General features: G+C 68.3%; 13 protein-coding genes and 1 pseudogene. 4 read left to right on the top strand and 10 right to left on the bottom strand.

The features are described from left to right. Positions 1–6: 6 nt before the first annotated feature. The 8 genes from ACH45E_RS28035 to ACH45E_RS28000 all read right to left on the bottom strand — a co-directional run bounded on the left by ACH45E_RS28035 (position 7) and on the right by ACH45E_RS28000 (position 9035). The gene (locus tag ACH45E_RS28035; RefSeq protein ID WP_361446889.1) at positions 7–1596 is read right to left on the bottom strand and encodes a long-chain fatty acid--CoA ligase; all 1590 of its coding nucleotides are present in this window, start codon (positions 1594–1596) and stop codon (positions 7–9) included. Between the two features lie 6 nt (positions 1597–1602). Beyond that, complete coding sequence (locus tag ACH45E_RS28030) at positions 1603–2352, bottom strand: SDR family NAD(P)-dependent oxidoreductase (protein ID WP_361446887.1); 750 nt, start codon at positions 2350–2352, stop codon at positions 1603–1605. Then, positions 2349–3125 (bottom strand): 3-oxoacyl-ACP reductase FabG, encoded by a 777-nt coding sequence (gene fabG / locus ACH45E_RS28025; protein ID WP_361446958.1) that lies wholly within the window; start codon positions 3123–3125, stop codon positions 2349–2351. The genes ACH45E_RS28030 and fabG overlap by 4 nt, the downstream gene beginning before the upstream one ends. 60 nt (positions 3126–3185) lie before the next feature. After that, positions 3186–4409 (bottom strand): cytochrome P450, encoded by a 1224-nt coding sequence (locus ACH45E_RS28020; RefSeq protein ID WP_361446885.1) that lies wholly within the window; start codon positions 4407–4409, stop codon positions 3186–3188. A 3-nt stretch (positions 4410–4412) separates the two neighbouring features. After that, positions 4413–6203: an amino acid adenylation domain-containing protein gene (locus tag ACH45E_RS28015; RefSeq protein WP_361446883.1), complete on the bottom strand. Its 1791-nt coding sequence runs from the start codon at positions 6201–6203 to the stop codon at positions 4413–4415. Between the two features lie 66 nt (positions 6204–6269). After that, positions 6270–6527: an MbtH family protein gene (locus tag ACH45E_RS28010; protein WP_361446881.1), complete on the bottom strand. Its 258-nt coding sequence runs from the start codon at positions 6525–6527 to the stop codon at positions 6270–6272. A 242-nt stretch (positions 6528–6769) separates the two neighbouring features. Beyond that, complete coding sequence (locus tag ACH45E_RS28005; RefSeq protein ID WP_361446879.1) at positions 6770–7729, bottom strand: ParB N-terminal domain-containing protein; 960 nt, start codon at positions 7727–7729, stop codon at positions 6770–6772. A 652-nt stretch (positions 7730–8381) separates the two neighbouring features. After that, complete coding sequence (locus tag ACH45E_RS28000; protein ID WP_361446956.1) at positions 8382–9035, bottom strand: LmbU family transcriptional regulator; 654 nt, start codon at positions 9033–9035, stop codon at positions 8382–8384. A gap of 756 nt (positions 9036–9791) precedes the next feature. Between ACH45E_RS28000 and ACH45E_RS27995 the strand changes: the two genes are divergently transcribed. Together ACH45E_RS27995 and ACH45E_RS27990 are read left to right on the top strand one after the other, a co-directional pair. After that, positions 9792–10634: a hypothetical protein gene (locus ACH45E_RS27995; protein ID WP_361446877.1), complete on the top strand. Its 843-nt coding sequence runs from the start codon at positions 9792–9794 to the stop codon at positions 10632–10634. A 373-nt stretch (positions 10635–11007) separates the two neighbouring features. Further along, positions 11008–11769, top strand: coding sequence for an NAD(P)H-binding protein (locus ACH45E_RS27990; RefSeq protein WP_361446875.1), 762 nt, complete (start codon positions 11008–11010; stop codon positions 11767–11769). A 129-nt stretch (positions 11770–11898) separates the two neighbouring features. Here the strand turns inward: ACH45E_RS27990 and ACH45E_RS27985 are convergent, their stop codons facing one another. Continuing rightward, positions 11899–12642 carry a sigma-70 family RNA polymerase sigma factor gene (locus ACH45E_RS27985; RefSeq protein ID WP_361446873.1) on the bottom strand — a complete coding sequence of 248 codons (744 nt, stop codon included), beginning with the start codon at positions 12640–12642 and terminating at the stop codon, positions 11899–11901. A 538-nt stretch (positions 12643–13180) separates the two neighbouring features. On the opposite strand from ACH45E_RS27985, the gene ACH45E_RS27980 reads away from it, so the two are divergent. Next, complete coding sequence (locus ACH45E_RS27980; RefSeq protein ID WP_361446871.1) at positions 13181–15949, top strand: AAA family ATPase; 2769 nt, start codon at positions 13181–13183, stop codon at positions 15947–15949. Here the strand turns inward: ACH45E_RS27980 and ACH45E_RS27975 are convergent. Then, positions 15946–16254: a WhiB family transcriptional regulator gene (locus ACH45E_RS27975; protein WP_361446869.1), complete on the bottom strand. Its 309-nt coding sequence runs from the start codon at positions 16252–16254 to the stop codon at positions 15946–15948. The genes ACH45E_RS27980 and ACH45E_RS27975 overlap by 4 nt on opposite strands. Positions 16255–16506: 252 nt before the next feature. On the opposite strand from ACH45E_RS27975, the pseudogene ACH45E_RS27970 reads away from it, so the two are divergent. Then, positions 16507–16998, top strand: a pseudogene (locus tag ACH45E_RS27970) (hypothetical protein); the annotation flags it as partial.

The raw sequence follows: 16998 nt of genomic DNA, 5'->3' as shown, positions 1-16998 counted from the left end.
CTCACCTCACCTGTCCACCAGCACGTCCGGGCCCTCACCGCGAGCCTCGGCGCTGACCTCGCGGATCCGCAGCCGATCCGTCTTCCCGGTGTTGTTGATCGGGAACTGCCGCCAGCGCACGAACCGGACCGGAGCGTGCGTCGGGGTCATGGCCTGCGCGACGTGGTCGCGCAGAGCGGCGAAACCCGGGGCGTCCTCGGTGCTGAGCACGACAGCGGCGTGCAGTTCCTCGATCAGGTCCGGCCCGCGGTGGCCGTACACGCACGCATCCACCACGCCGGGACAGCCGACGAGCACCTTCTCCACCTCGGTCGGACTGACTCGCGTGTCCTGCACTTTGACCATCTCGTGCATCCGGCCGAACAGCCGCACGTACCCGCGTTCGTCGACGGAGCCCATGTCACCGGTATGCACCCAGCCGTCCCGGACCACCCGTGCGGTGCCCTCGGGATCGCCGATATAGCCGGCCATATTGGTAGGGCTGTGCACCACCACCTCGCCGATCTGGTTGACCGGCAGGTCTCGTCCTGTTTCCGGGTCGCGGATCGCGATGGTGACCCCCGGCATCGGCCGGCCCACGGTGGCCAGCAGTTCAGGATGGTCGTGGTCGTCCTCACGGAGCATCGCGATCCGGCCGGTCTCGGTGGAACCGTAGGACTGCCACAGCACACCGGGAAACACAGCGACCGCCTCCCGCAGGCGTTCCGGCGATGCGGGACAGCCGACATACACCAGGTGTTGCAACGAGGACAGGTCCGTGGTGCGGACATCGGGATGGTTGAGGATCGCGTAGAACTGCGGCACACCCATGAATGTGTCGGTGACCCCGTGCGTCACGACATCTCGCAGGAAGTCGGTGGGATCGAACTTCTCACGCAGCAGCACGCTGCCGCCGGCGGCCAGCGCTATGTCGACGACCATTCCTACTGTGTGGCTCACGGCGGTCATCGCCAGATAGGTCTGCCGCGGCCGGGGTTGCCCGGCCAGGCCGACCACGGTCGCGTTCCACGCCCCGAACGGTTTGCACACGCCCTTGGGTTGGCCGGTGGTGCCGCTGGTATAGAGCACCATCGCCAGCTCAGGTGTCTCGGCCGGGAATTCCACCGCCATGTCCTCGACCGGCCGGCCGTCGGCGGTCACCGTGCCGGACGCCGGATGACCGAGGCCGCACAGCACGAGCTTGTCCGGGACCGTCTCGTGGATGGTCTCGGCGAGCTGAGCATTGCGCTCGTCGAACACCAGTACAGATGCGCCCGCTTCACGCATCATCCGGACCCGGGTGGCGACCGGCAGGTCGTGGGTCACGGTGCCGTGGTTGGCGCCGGTGATGTACACGACCGATGCGCCCAGCAGGTGTGCGGCATAGCGGACGATCAGCATCCATGGGCTGTTCACCTGGGTCAGGATGGCCACCGCGTGGCCGCGTGCCACACCTGCCTCGCGCAGTGCCGTCGCGACCCGCCGTACCGATCGGTGGAGCTCTGTGCCGGTGATTACCGTGTCCCGCCACCGGACAACCGGTCGCGCGCCGTCCCGGGCCGCCTCATCGAGGATGCGGGTGACGTAGTGCTCCGGTCCGTGGTCCCTGTTCGCCACCAGTGACTACCTTTCGCGAAGTAGAGGTACTCCCGCTTGGGCAGCGGCGAGGTAGATCTCCTGCCCGGTGACTCCGACAGCCTGCTCGTCGACCAGAAACTCCGTCACGTGCGCGACCCCCTCCGCGTAGGAGCCCGCGCTGTCGTTGACCGCCGGTTGGTGCGCCGGGGCCCGGCTGTCGACCGCGCCGTCGGCCGCGCTGTCGGCCGGCGCGATGAGGTTCACGGTGATACCGGACCTCGCCAGCTCCAACGCCGCGGACCGGGTGAAACCGATCAATCCGGCCAGCACGGGCTGGGAGGCGCGCCAGGCGTTTTCGCCCACGCCGGCCGGCTCGGTGACGATGATGATCCGTCCCCACCGGTGGTGCAGTAGTTGGCCGGCCCCGGCCTGGCAACATACGAACGCCGAGCGCAGCGCCCGTCGTACCACGCCATAGCGCTGTTCGTCCGCGAGTTCGTCCTCGGGTGACCCGTCCGGCACCGGCCCCGGTCCGACGCAGGTGACCAGCACGGCGGGGCTGCTCAGCATGGCACGCACCTGGCCGAAGGCGACACCGACCGACCTGGGGTCGGTCAACTCGGCCTCCACCGTGACGCACCGCCGGCCGGACTCCTCGATTCGCCCAACGGTTTTCTCGGCCGCCGTGAACTCGGTGTCCAGCAGGGCGACGTCGAAGCCCCGCGCCGCCAACCTGAGTGCGACCGCGAGCCCCGTGTGCTCGCTGCCGCCGGCCACGACCGCGACTCCTGTCATCGCCGACCGCCTTCGACGTGGATGGTCTCCCCGGTGAGGTAGCCCGATTCCGGCCGGGTGACAAATGCCACCACCGCGGCGATTTCCTCGGGCGTCCCGATCCGGCCCACGGCCGAGGACATCGCCGCCTCCAGCAGGACGGTGTCCCGATCCACACCGAGCCGTTCGGCCAGCTCGTCCACCATCGGCGTGGCCACGAAGCCCGGTGCGATCGAGTTGACCGTCACGCCGTGAGGACCGAGTTCGGCCGCGAGCGTGCGGGTGAACCCGGCAATCGCGCCCTTCGCGGTCGCATAGTTGGTCTGACCCGCATTGCCGCGCGCGGCGACAGAACTGAAGTTGATGATCCGGCCGTGCCCCTGCCGGCGCATGTGCCTGCCGACCGCGAACGAACATCGCATGGTGCCGCCGAGGTTGACGTCCAGGACCCTGTCCCACTCCTGGTCGCTCATGGTGAGCAGCAGCCGGTCCTGGGTGACCCCGGCGCAGTTCACCAGCACGTCGAGGTGACCGAACTCCTCGACGGCCGAGGCGACGGTGGACGTCACCGCGTGAGCCACGGTGACGTCGCAGCCGAGCCCGCCGGCCCGTCCGCCGGCCGCACGGATGGCCGAGACCGTGGCTGTGGTGTCCTGTTCCACGCGGTCCACGACGATCACCGCCATGCCCTCCGAGGCAAGGCGCTCGGCCGTGGCCGCGCCGATGCCCCGGCCGGCTCCGGTGACCATCGCGACCGGCTCGCGAGCCACCGTTGATGCGGCGGGCCCAGTCATGTCCTCGAATGCGTTGGCCGCGTTGACGGTGCTCATCATGTGCACGTCCCCCCGGGACCTTCAGGCCGTGATCTTGATCGGCAGGGAGCTCATGCCGTGCAAGATGCTGGAGTAGATCCACCGCTCTTCGCCGATCTGCTCCAAGCCGCCCACCAGCCGGCGTAACCCGTCGAGCACGGCGTAGACCTCCATCCGGCCGAGGTAGTGGCCGAGGCAGTAGTGCGAGCCGTAGGCGAAGGTGAAGTGCTTGTTCGGGGTGCGGGCGAGGTTGAACTCGTCCGCCGCGTCGAAGACGGTCTCATCCCGGTTGGCCGAGGAGATCCACACGCTGACCACATCGCCGGCCTTGATCTGCCGGCCGTTGATCACGACGTCTCCGGTTGCCTTCCGGCCACCGTGCAGCGACGGCACGGTCCACCGCAGTGCCTCCTCGGTCGCCGTCTGCAGATCGACATCGCCATTCTTCAGGGCTCGCCACTGGTCGGGATTCTCGATCAACGCGAGGACCGTCCCGGTGATGGCGTGTCTGCCGGTCTCGTCGCCGCCGATCATCAGGCCGTAGCAGTTGGCTATCTGCTCGGCTGCATTGAGCGGATCGCCGTCGATCCGGCAATTCGCCAACAGGCTGACCATGTCGTCCCGGTCACCACCACGACGCTCCTTGAGCAGGTTGCTGAAATACAGGAGGATCTCGTTCTTGGCGACCCAGCTCTCCTCAGGAGGTTCGTCCGCGTAGTCCGTGCTCCAGGCATGCGCGGTCAGGCCAAGCAAGTATTCCCGGTCGGTCTGGGGAATCGCCAACAGGTCGCAGATGGCGCCCAGCGGCACTTTCGCCGAGATGTCCCGCGCGGCATCGCATTCGCCTCGATCCAGCGCTGCCAGCAGCAGCCCGTCAACAGTTTCCCGCAGCGAGTTGGCGATCAGGTCGAGCATCTGCGGCGAAAAGCCCTTGGACAACACGTTGCGCACCTGGTGGTGGCGCACACCGTCGGTGACCGCGAGCATGGCACCCGAGGCCGAGTCACCGCCGGTGAGCAAGGTGGCCAGCGCGTTACCGTCCTCCGTGGTGAAGTGCGCCTTGTCCCTGTACACCTCGTTCACGTCGGCATACCGGCTGATCACCCAGAAGCCGGGCTGCTCACCCCGTGGCCGCTGCCAGTACATCGGCCGATGGGCCCGCAGATGGCGGAAGACCGCATCGAGCTCGTACTCGGCGTGCAGAATGGGCGAGGCGAGGTCGATCTCCTCGAGTTCGTCGGGGGACACCATGGGACGGGTGCTCATCTCTCACTCCCCGAGGGTCGCTATCGCGGCCAACTGCTCGATGGTCGGATGGTCGATCACGGACCTCGGCAGGAGCACCAAGCCGGCTTCCTGCGCTCGCTGAATGAGGTCGACAGCCAGGATGCTGTTCCCGCCCAGTTCGAAGAAGTTGCTGCGCACGTCGATCTCGCCAGGGCCGAACAGGTCTCGGAAGAGATCGAACAGGATCTTCTCGGCAGAAGTACGCGGTTCCTGACCGGCGGGCCGGGTGGTCTTGATCGGCGGCAGCGCGGCTCGGTCTGTCTTTCCGCCGGGAGTCAGAGGAATGGCGTCGATGGTCGCGTAGAGCGACGGCACCATGTAGTCGGGCAGGAAGCGGCTGGCGTGCTCACGCAGTTCGCCCGCTGCGGGCGTGGTGCCGTGCGTCGGCACCACGTAGGCCAGCAACTGCGGCCCGTCGGCCCGCAGCACGGCCACCGCCTGCGCCACGTCCGGATGTTGGCTGAGCACGGACTCCACCTCTCCGAGCTCGATTCGGAATCCGCGCAGTTCGACCTGGTCGTCGATCCGGCCGTGGAACAGGATGTCGCCGTCGGCCCGCAGGGAGGCCAGATCACCGGTGCGGTACATCCGTTCGCCGTCGGCGGCGAAGGGACTGGCCACGAACACCTGCGCGGTCAAGTCAGGGCGGTTGAGGTAGCCGCGCGCGAGGCCGGCACCGCCGAGGTACAACTCGCCGATCTCTCCGACCGCGACCGGTAGTAGTTCGTCGTCGAGGATGTGCACGGACACGCCCGGAATCGGCCGGCCGATAGTGACCTCGTCCGTCGGGGTCAGCGGGCCGGTCATGGTCGCGCACACGGTGCACTCGGTCGGACCGTAGGCGTTGACCAAGAGGCGTCCTGGTGCCCACTGTTCCACCAGGCCGGCCGGGCACGCCTCGCCGGCCACCACCAGCACGCGCAGGTCCGGCGCCGCGTCCGGGGACATGGTCGCGACCGCGGCGGGCGGCAGCACCGCGTGGCTGACCCGGCCCTCCCGCAGGGCCTTTTCCAGCGGGTCACCGGCCAGTGTGTCCGACCCTGGCACCACCAGAGTGGCACCGGAGGCGAAAGTGGCCAGCAGCTCGGTCACATAGGCGTCAAAGCTCGGCGAGGCGAACTGGAGCACCCGGCTGTCCTCGGTGACCTGCATCGTGGCGACCTTGGCCGCCGCCAAGGCGGGCAGCCCGGCACCGGTCAGAGCGACACCTTTCGGTCGGCCTGTCGAGCCCGAGGTGTACATCACGTAAGCCAGGTCCGTCGCGGCGAGTGAGCCACCGCGTTCGTCCTCCGTCACGTCGGTGTCGGGCAGTGCGTCGAGCGTGGCAGTCTGCTTGGCCGAGTCCAGCACCAGCTGCGGCATCCCGATGTCAGCAGGCAGCTTCGGAACAGCGGTCCGGATGGTGCACAGCAATGCGGGCTCGGCATCAGCGAGCACGTAGGAGATCCGCTGCTGCGGGTGGTTGACGTCCACCGGCAGGAACGCCGCCCCGGCCTTGGCCACGGCAAGCACGCTGATCACCATTCGACTGGATCGGGGCAGCGCCAGTGCCACCACACGGCCCGGGCCCACCCCCTCGCTGAGCAGCAGTCGGGCCAGCTGGTTCGCCCTGGCGTTCACCTCGTCGTAGGACAGGATCTCGCTGTTCGAGACAATCGCCGGACTGCTTGGCCGACTGCGTACCGTCCGCTCCCACAGTCCGGCCAGCGTGGCCGATGCCGTCCTGGTTGTCGCCGACCGATCAGAAGCCTTGTTCAGACCCTTGGAGAACAAACCGCCCCCTGTTGAATAGATAGCTTGCCCGATATCTATCTCGACGACACTCCAAGCGCTGGGAAGTCATGCATCGAATGCTTCGCGTGATTGAATCACGCCTCGGCTCTGCCGTGAAACCGTCGCCGGCTGCAGGCTCAACGGTCGCATGTCTGTCCAATGCTCATTGACGTAATCGAGGCACTCTTGCCGCGACGCCTCATTGAGAATGACGGTCCACCCCTTGGGAAGAGCAGCGAACGAAGGCCACAGAGAATGCTGCCCCTCGTCATTGACCAGGACCAGATAGACGCCGTTCTCATCCTCGAACGGGTTCCTCGCCATTACATGCGCCTCCGTAGATATCATCAACTGGAGAATCGACCTGTCGGTCCTGCAGGCAGGTGTGTCGGACTGCCGCGACCTCGAAAACAGCGTTGCGGAGAATACTCATCTGCCTTCTCGAACACCACCGCCACAGCACGTTCACGTACCGACCGTCGACGTTCGACTGTGTGGTGGTGTTCAACCGCATGGTTCGAGCAGTTGAACGTCCCGCAGCCACCGGATCAGCCCGTATGTCTCCGTCAGGCGGTGTCTCGGCCCGCGAGCTGGTCGGCCAGATGTTGCCATGCGGCGGCGCACTCGCGGGCCATGTCGATCACCATGACACGACAGTGTTCCGGCACGCTGTCCGCGATCTGGGCGATCTGGGCGACGCTGCCCGGGGCGGCGCCGCCAAGCAAGCGGAGCAGGCGTCGGCCGACGTCGGTGAACCGCAGCGATGGGTTGTTGCGCAGGCTCTGCAGCACGCGGCTGTAGTCCGGACTGGTTCGCTGCGTCGCCGCGACCGGGCGTGGTTGCAGAGCCGCCTGCTGCAGGGCGGTTATTGCCGGCTCGCCTCGCCGCAATCTGGCGCGCACGTTGCTGGCGGTGCCCACCGAGATCCGCGCGGCTCTGGCTACTTCGCGAACCGACGCGTTCGGGTTCTGGGCCAGCAGATCACTCGCACGCCGGCGTCCTTCCGTGCCGTCCTTGGGCCGAGTCCGGCCGTCCTGCCCGGTTCTACGCTCGAGCGTGCCCGCGATGGATGGCGATCTCAAAGACGCGACAGTGCTGGCCGCCAGTCCAGTGGTCCGTGCGATCTTGCGGTCGGACCAGTGCGGGTGCGAATCCATGATCCGCGCGGCGGCAGATTTGCGCTCAGCCATCGTCAACGGCAGGCCGTGCACACGATTCAACTCAACCGCGAGGACAAACACATCGACCGAGGAACCATCGACGAAAACGGCCTCGATCCATTCGTCGCCACGAGAACGAGCTGCCCGCAGCCTGTGCATTCCGTCGATGACCCGCCGTGTCTCACGGTGCACGACAATCGGTGGCAGGACCTCCTCCGTTTCGACCAGTGCACGAATGTGTTCGGTACTTTCGTCGGACCGCAGCAGTTCAGACGGCGGCAATAACGAACCGATCGGAACCCGTTCCCCTTTTCCAATTGTTTTAGGTGAAATCGATGTCATCTCCTCATCACTGCTGTTACTCATATGACCCCCCATAGGGCATAACGGTGACCAGACGCAGGTCTTGACCAGGCTCAGCAGCATCGCGGAATCGACGGCTCTACACGGCGCGGCCTGTGGGTGGTTGACGGTGAGCCCCTCGCGGACTGTCCTCGTTCGATTCTAGGTCACCGACATCGGCGCCCTGGAGGTCATCGGCGCCGTGCATGTCGAGTTCTTCGCGGGCGCCGGTGTTGCGTGAGTGCTCACAGAGAGGGGCGTGACGCGTGGTAATAGGAATGCCGGATTCGAAAAGTTCGTGGAGTTGACCGCCGGTCCTCAGCGTTGCGCGGAGCGACCGAAAAGGTGCCCGTACGGTCGAGGCTGTCCGGCCGCTGCGGGCCGGCTCGGTCGGCCGGGGCCGGTCGCCGACGGACTCCGCGGAAGGGCCGCCTCTGTCAGGCGAGCGGTTCGAGAGCGCAGTCCAGTGCGGCAGCATCTGTTTCCACTGAAACGCGACCACCGCGGTGCCACGTGGGCCGGCGGTAGGCCGACCACCCCCAGGCCCACCGCTTCCGGCGGTTCCCCGGCCGTCCCGGCCCCGACTGCCCCGGCACTGCACGGTGCGACGGGCGCACGGCCGTGACAATCAGGGCCGAAGATCGGTAAGGCGCCGATAGCGTATGAGCGCATCCGGTCAAATGGCCTCGTCGACGACGGACAGGATCCAGTCCGTCAGAGTCAGATTGCTCCCCCGCGCCGCCTCTCTCCACCGTTCGAGACGTAACTCGTCCAATGGAAGGCTGAGCTGAACCCGACGCCGGAGATCATCTTCTTCGCCCGATTTGCTGGCCCGGATCTGTTTGCGCAACTGGTTCCTCGACCAGTTCAGCCGGACTGCGAAGTCGAGCCAGTGGTCCTGTTCGGATTCCGAGAGAGATGCTACTTCCATGTGATGTTGGAAGGTGAGGCTGTCTCGCCGGCGGGACGGCTCGAATTTTCTCGCCACCCAGGCATAATTTCGCAGCGTTTGGTAGTCGAGCTTGGTCTTCTCCACCGCCCGGCGATATCGGTCACCGTACTGGTTCTGCCCGAACACCAACCAATCACCGATCCACCAGGCCGACGAATCGCACACCGCGAAGATCCTTCCGCCGAGGTGGCACCATGCCTCCAGGGAGATGTCTTGCGGGATCTGCAGCCTGGTCCTCTCGGCCGAAACCCCCAGGCCAAGATACGAGGCGTGGCTTGGTTGCCTGCTGTCAACGGGGGTCGCGTCCCCTGCAGTCGGTCTCACCGGGGTGGCGCCGCACCCCTCAGCCCTCGAAGCTGTCTGACCAGACGCGACCACGATGCCTCCCGTTTCCGTCGCCAGGACAAGCAAGTCGGCGCAGCCTTGGTCCATCTCAGACACGCTGCTTCGACCGACCGATCATCAGATTACTAACTTCGATCGTTCATGAGGAGCCGTCCGCTTGCTGACAAGCCGAGTTCGGCCACCGCCGGACCTGCCCGTCCTCCATCACCCCGGCCCGCAGCATTACGCGCGGGCGTTTGAGGACCGACCGGTCACAAACGCTTTCCCCGACCGCTTGCATCAATTTGTCATGCCACCCAGCGCCTGCCCCGCCATGCCTCATCGATCAAGACGTGGGGGCATCGTGCCCCGCGTCTGGGCCTGAACCGAACGAGCACGGGATCGTGTCGGCCTCGAAGACCGGCTCGAGCACGATCTTCAGCGCGGCCTGTACTGGTGGCCTGGATGCAGAATCCCGAATTCCACATATTCGACTCAGCGGAGCACTACGCCGAGTACGCGGACGAGCGAGGCGGCCTGCCCCGGCTGGAACGGAAGATCGCGAAGCTGACACCCGATCTGGACGCCGCGTCGGCCTGGGATACCGCCGGGGTCTGCGTCCTGCACCAGTCGCTCCCCCACCCCTTCAGCCACATCCTGCTGTATGGCCCCATCGACAACCGGCCCACCCGATGGACACCATGGGCGCCCGTTTCCTCGCCGGGGAGGGCCGTCAAGCTCCTTGCCGTTCGGAATCCGACTGCCCCAGGGAACCGGTGGCCCACGGTGCCGCACGCTAGCATCCTGGCCATGGCGAGGCGGGGGTGGCGGCTGGGGGCCGTGACGGTGGTGACGGTGCTGGCTGCGTTCTGCGCCTCGGGCCCGGAGCGCCAGGAGGGCATCCGCACAGCGTCGGACCTCGGGCCCCTGCCGGCGGACCGCTACGCCTACACACCTCAGGACTACCGGCGGTCCCAGCAGGCGTCGGCATTGCTGGTCCGGCAGTGCATGGCGGACCGCGGCCACCCGGACTTCCCGCTCGACCCCCGTTTCCCCATCGACCCCGTCGTCGCCACCACGGTCAGCACCGACTACGGCGCCCTCGACCTCGACGCCGCCAGCCGCTGGGGTTACGGCTGGGACCCCGCAGAGCACCGGGACCCCCGGCCGACGGGCCGCCGTATGACCGACACCGAGTACGCGGACTGGCCCTCCTGCAATGAGCAGGCGGATCAGCGGCTGATGCATGGCATAGATGTCAAGCGGGACTGGCTGTACGCGAGCAAGCGGGCGATCGAGGTCGGCACAGCGGTCAAGCGTGACCCGCGCCTCCAAGCGGCCTGGGGGCGGTGGTCCCGCTGTGTGTCGGAGCAGGGATTCACCCGCTACCCCGACCCCGCCGCAGCGTTCTCGGACCCCGCCTGGCAGCGGGACAGCAGCGGCAACACCCGGCATACGCGGCGGGAGCGAGCGACCGCCGTAGCGGACGTTACGTGCCAGCGCCGCCTCCGGACCGCCGAACTCTGGCACACCGTACGTGCCCAGAAGCAGGCCGCGGACATCTCACGGCATCGCGACGGCTACATCGCCGGGCTTCGAGCGCTGCGGACATACCGGGCCAACGTCGCCGAGGTACTGCGCAGACTCGGTTAGGCCCTCCGTTTCCATACTGCGCCGCCACCCTCAACGATCTCGAGAAGGGCGACGACCGCGACCGGTACCAGTTTCGTCTTCGACGATGGACCAGCCTTTCGCCGTCATGCGGCTTCGCAAGTCCTCGATACCGCGTCGGGAAGGCTCACTACCGATGCGGGCATGGATCCGCGCGTCGGGGATGACCCGGACCTGTCCCAGCAGATGCAAGGTGGGCAGGAGTGCCGGGGTCACCGGGCGGTCGTACCGGTCACGTCGTTTCCCGGTGTCACAACATGGGTCAGTGGTCTGTCGTATGGAGTGCATGCGGCGACTTCGCCGTCAGCTCGTCAGGAGACCAGGGGCGCCACCCCGTCGACGGAAAGGGATCCACATGAGGGTAGTTGTCGCGGGAGCCACCGGCCGGATCGGCTCCAGGACGGTCGCGAGGCTGCGTGACCACGGTGTGGAAGTCGTGCCCGTGTCACGCCGTCACGGTGTCGACGTGATCACGGGAGACGGTCTCGACGAGGCTCTGCGGGGCGCCGAGGTACTGGTGGACGTCACCGACGCGCCCGTGCGCACCGCCGGGGCGGAGCTGCACTTCTTCCGCACCGCCACGACCAACCTGTTGAACGCGGCGGTCGCGGCCGGTGTGGAGCACCACGTGGTCCTCTCCGCCGTGGGAGCCGACTGGCTGTGGTCGGACTACTTCCGCGCGAAGCTGCTCCAAGAGGAGATCGTACGGAACTCGCCCGCTCCCCACTCGATCGTGCGGGCCACTCCGTTCTTCGAGTCCATCGAGGTCATGGTGGAGAGGAACACGATCTACGACCGGGTACACGTCGCGCCCGTCCTCGTGCAGCCCGTCTCGACGGACGACGTGGCCGTCGCCGTCGCCCATGTCGCCGTGGGTGTGCCACTGTTCGGCGTCCTCGAGGTCGCCGGCCCGGATGTGCGTCGTCTCGACGACCTCGCGGGGGAGGTGCTGACGGCCCACCGCGACAGGCGAGTCGTCGTCCCCGACGCACAGGCCCGTTACTTCGGCGCCGAGTTGGAGGAACGGACGCTGCTGCCCGGAGCGGACGCCCAGGTGGGCCAGAAATCGTTCACCGAGTGGCTCGCGCAGCCGGTCGTTCCAGAAACCCTGTCATGAGTGACCCGCCCGGCCCGTAAATCCCTCCGCGACGAGTGAGCGCGCCGCCATGGAACTGGCCGAGGCCGGTGTCGACGTCCTCGCCCGGCTGCCTCCGGCAGTCCAGGGCGGGCGGGGCAGAGACCACCCTCAAGGCTTCAAGCGCACCATGCCGGCAACGGCCACGCACTCGCCGTGCGCGGCCGGTTCGGAGGCCGTCCGGATGTCGGCGTCCGCGGTGAGGGCCCTTTCCAGGTGGGCGAAGTCACCGGACTCCGCTGCCATGAAAAACGCCTGGACGAGCCGCCGGTGCGCGGCCGGGTCCACGGGCTGCCTGCGGCGGTTCCCCGCGAGACGTTCCTGGGCACGCGTGACCTGCTGCCTGGTATTGGCGACGCTGAGGCACAGCATCGCGGAGATCCGGCTGTACGAGTAGCCGAATCCCTCCCGTAGGACGTACGCGGCGCGTTGTCTCGGCGTCAGTGTCTCCATCAGCAGGAAAACCGCTCGCTCCACGGCGTCCTGCCGCTCGGCCAGCGCCTCCGGGGTGGCGCAGGTGTCCACGGATTCCGGGAGCCAGGAACTGGCGCAGGATTCCCGACGTCTCCAGGCGGACTGGACGACATTGATGGCCAGCCGGATGGTGGTCGTCCTGAGCAAGGCCGGCGGATTCGAGACGATCGTACGGTCCGTGCCCTGCCACCGAAGCCATGCCTCCTGGAGGACGTCTTCGGCCTCACTCCTGTTCCCGACGATGCGGCTGGCGATCTTGAGCAGTCCGGGTCTGGCATGCACGAACACCGATGTCGCGTCGTCCAGGTCGGCGGCCGTCGTGGCGGCCGTCGTGCCCGCCGTCATTCGGCCTTGCCCGGCTTCGGCCAGATGTGTGTCCACGACCGGCTCCTCTGCTCCGTGGTTCAGCGGCCTGCTGGGCTGCCGACACCCAACGTCGCGCCGGGAACAGTCGAGCGCGCCCTTGGAAAGCCGTAGGTGGCTGCGTGGTCATGCCGTGGTTGATCCATGGCCACACCTCAGGAGTGGTCTGACCAGCAGCGATGCAAGCCGGGGCGGGGCCCTTCGAGGCACGTCGGGAGGTTCGCGGTCATCGCGGTACCGGGCTCACCTGGTGGCAGGCGTCTCCTCAGCCGCTGCCAGAAACGTGGTCGGCGCAGTGGCGGAGGTCGCGGCGGACGCGTCGCTGAACGGCACACACCACATCGCCGGCCCCGGGATCTTCCCGCCGGACGAGGTGGGCCGGATCGCCCTGTCCCACAAGGGCGACGTCCTCAGCGACAAGGGTGCCCAGGTCGGAGCAGGTCGGGCGGTTCACGTGGCGCCCTGCGGAACATCCGGCTCCCCCGTGGAACCAGGGGTGCAGATATCCGGACACGTATTACCATACCGACCGAGGTGTCCTGACAGGGGAGCTGCCATGGCGAGGAGCGGTGCGAGAGCCGGTCTCCTCGGGAGGCAGCACGAGTGCCGGGCGCTCGACGACCTCCTGACAGGCGTCAGAGCCGGGCGAAGTGGAGTCGTGGTCCTGCGCGGTGAGGCAGGGATCGGGAAGACCGAGCTCCTGAGATACCTCCGCGATCGTGCCACTGGATGCCGCACCGTCAAGGTGGACGGCGTCCAGTCCGAGATGGAGCTCTCCTACGCAGGCCTGCACCAGCTCTGCGCCCCGCTGCTGGCCGGCCTCGACGGTCTTCCCGGGCCTCAGCGCGACGCGCTCAGCACCGCGTTCGGTCTGCGCGCCGGCGCTGCGCCCGACCGGTTCCTCGTGGGCCTGGCCACGCTGAGCCTCCTCGCGGACGCCGGAGGCGACCAGCCACTGGTCTGCCTCATCGACGACGCGCAATGGCTCGATCGCGCGTCGGCTCTGACCTTGGAGTTCGTCGCCCGCCGACTGCTCGCGGAATCGGTCGTGCTCGTCTTCGCCGTCCGCGAGCCCAGCACGAGTGAGGCCCTCGGCGGCCTTCGCGCGATACGCGTCACGGAGCTGACCGAGCACGACTCCCGGACCCTCCTCGACTCAGTCGTCACCGGGCCACTGGACCAGCGGGTGCGCGACCGCATCATCGCCGAGTCGCGCGGCAACCCGCTGGCCCTGCTGGAACTGCCTCACGGGTCGACCGCGGCGGAGCTGGCCGGCGGCTTCGGGCGTCCGGACGCATGGCCGTTGTCCCGCCAGATCGAGCAGGGATTCCTCCGCCGCGTCCAGTCGCTCCCGTCCGAGACGCAACGCCTGCTGCTCACCGCGGCCGCCGAGCCCGTGGGCGATGTGACGTTGTTGAGGCGAGCGGCCGAGCTGCTGGGGATCGATGTCGACGCGGCCGCGTCGCACGCCGACGCGGCGGAGCTGATCACCCTGGGCACCCGGGTGCGCTTCCGGCACCCGCTGGTGCGCTCGGCGGTCTACCGCGCGGCCGGCCCGGATGCCCGGCGCGAGGTGCACAAGGCGCTGGCCGACGCCACCGACGCCCAGCTCGATCCCGATCGTCGGGCCTGGCATCTGGCGGCCGCGACCTCGGGAGCCGACGAGACCGTGGCCGCCGAGCTGGAGCGCTCCGCGGGCCGGGCACAGGCCCGCGGCGGGATCGCTGCCGCGGCCGCGTTCCTCCAGCGCGCGGCCACGCTCACGCAGGATCCCGCCCGGCGCACGCAGCGCGCGGTGGATGCGGCACGGGCGAAGCTCCAGGCCGGGGCGTTCGAGCCGGCGGCCGCCCTCCTCGCCACGGCGGAGGCCGGGCCCGTCGACGAACTCGGACGCGCCCGCATCGATGTGCTGCGTGCCGAGATCGCGTTCGCCCAGAATCGCGGCAGTGAGGCTCCCGCACTCCTGCTCGCCGCGGCCGACCGGTTCGGGCGGCTCGACGTCACGCTCGCCCGTGACACCTACCTGAACGCCGTCGCGGCGGCGATATTCGCCGGCCGTCTGGCGCACGGCCCGGGCCTGCGAGAGGTGGGCAGGGCCGCCCGCGGCGCACCGCCACCGCCGCTGCCGCGGCTGCCCGACCTGCTGCTGGATGCTGTCGCCGTGCGTCTCACCGACGGTTACGCGGCCTCCGTACCGATGATGGCGCGCGTCCTCGAGGCTTTCCGCGAGGAGGCGATTCCCTACCAGGAGGCGCTGCGCTGGCTCTGGCTGGCATCGGTCCTCGCCGCGGATCTGTGGGACGACGAGCGCTGGCACCTGGTCGCGACCCGTCACGTGACGATCAGCCGCGAGGCGGGCGCGCTCAGCGCGCTGCCCGATGCGCTCGACTCCCTCGCTCACATGCACCTCTTGACCGGGGAGCTGACGGCGGCCGCGTCGCTGGTCGAGGAAGTCGGCACGGTGTGCGCGGCGACGGGGAGCAGCCCGGCGCGCGTCGGACCGCTCGGCCTGGCGGCCTGGCGTGGTCGCGAGCGCGAGACCCGCACGCTGATCGACGCGATCATGAACGAGGCCGTGCCGCGTGGCCAGGGAGCCGCCGTCACCGTCGCACACTGGTACCACGCCGTGCTGTGCAACGGCCTCGGCCAGTACGCGGACGCGCTGACCGCAGCCCGAGAGGCAGCCGCCCACCCGCAGGAGTTCGCCTCACCGCAATGGGGCCTGGTCGAACTGGTCGAGGCAGCCGCACGGAGCGGCTCACCCGAGCCGGCGGCCGACGCGCTCGAGCGGCTCTCGGAAACGACACAGGCCAGTGGCACGGACTGGGCACTGGGCGTGGAAGCGCGCTCCCGGGCCCTCCTGAGCAAGGGCGAGGCCGCGGAGCGGCTCTACCGTGAGGCGATCGAACGACTCGACCGCACCCGGGTCCGCGTGGAGCTGGCCCGCGCACAGCTCTTGTACGGCGAGTGGCTGCGCCGCGAGAACCGCCGCGTCGACGCCCGCGCCCCACTGACTGTCGCACACGAGATGTTCAGCCGGATCGGGGCCGAGGCGTTCGCCGGACGCGCGCGAAGGGAGCTGCAGGCCACGGGAGCGAAGGTCCGTAACCACACCTTCACGACGCGCACCGCCCTCACTCCCCAGGAAGCGCAGATCGCCCGCCTCGCCGGCGCGGGGCTCACGAATCCGGAGATCGGCGCCCAGTTGTTCATCAGCCCTCACACCGTCGAATGGCATCTTCGCAAGGTGTTCTCGAAGCTCGGCATCTCCTCCCGCAGGGAGATCCGCACCCTGCGGCTCGAAGGCGAGGCGACATCCGCCTAGGCGCAATGCCGGGACACCACCCTGGTGACCGAGCTTTTGTCCTGACGGAACGCGCTCCGGGTCATCGCGCGACGTTCACTCTCGGTCGTGCCGCCCCAGACGCCTTCCACCTGCACCACGTGCAGAGCCCAGTCGAGGCACTGCTCCGTGACGGGGCAACGGCCACAGACGGCCTTGGCCTCGTCGACCTGGACAACCGCCAGGCCGCTGATTCCTACGGGGAAGAACAGATCAGGGTCGTCCACGTGCAGGCACGATGCCCGTTCGCGCCAGTGCGCGGCATGGTCTTCTCGTTCAGCAGCCATGAGAGATCAGACCTCCACGATTCGTCATCCGGCAGGAAACCCCGGGGCTCTCACGTAAGACCGCACAACCGGCGCATCTGTGACATGCGCGCACCCCAGGGCCGCGTATCTGCCGGCCGACGAGGTCGACGGGCTCCGCCGTCGTGGAGGGGAGCCGGCACGTTCAGGGGTGAACTGTTGTGGTTCTGCTGTTTCCGGTCGAATCGGGGGTGCCGCGAAGGGGCGGCAACCGGTTCATCGGAGGGGACTTTCATGATTCATCGACTTGCGGGTGGCCCGCGACCCGTACGTGCCGCGGCGGCCGCCGCAGCCGTGCTGGTGTCACTGTTCGGGGCCGGGACCGCCGCGTCGGCCGAGACCGCGGCGGGGGATGCGATCAGCAACAGCCCGGTCGTCGCGGTGGCGGCCGCTCCCGGCGGGTACTGGCAGGCAGCGGCCGATGGCGGGGTGTTCGCTTTCGGTGGCGCGGCCTCCTACGGCTCGATGGGGGGCAAGCCGCTGAACAAGCCGGTCGTGGGGATGGCGGGCACGCCTTCGGGCAAGGGGTACTGGGAAGTGGCCGCCGACGGCGGGGTGTTCGCGTTCGGGGACGCGGCCTCCTACGGCTCCATGGGCGGCAAGCCGCTCAACAAGCCCGTCGTGGGGATCGCGGGCACGCCTTCGGGCAAGGGGTACTGGGAAGTGGCCGCCGACGGCGGGGTGTTCGCGTTCGGGGACGCGGCCTCCTACGGCTCCATGGGCGGC

Source organism: Streptomyces sp. NPDC020299, from assembly GCF_044387825.1.
In the GTDB taxonomy this organism is placed as follows: domain Bacteria; phylum Actinomycetota; class Actinomycetes; order Streptomycetales; family Streptomycetaceae; genus Streptomyces.
The sequence above is the reverse complement of the archived record's forward strand: the minus strand, read 5'-3'. Positions and strand labels throughout refer to the sequence as shown.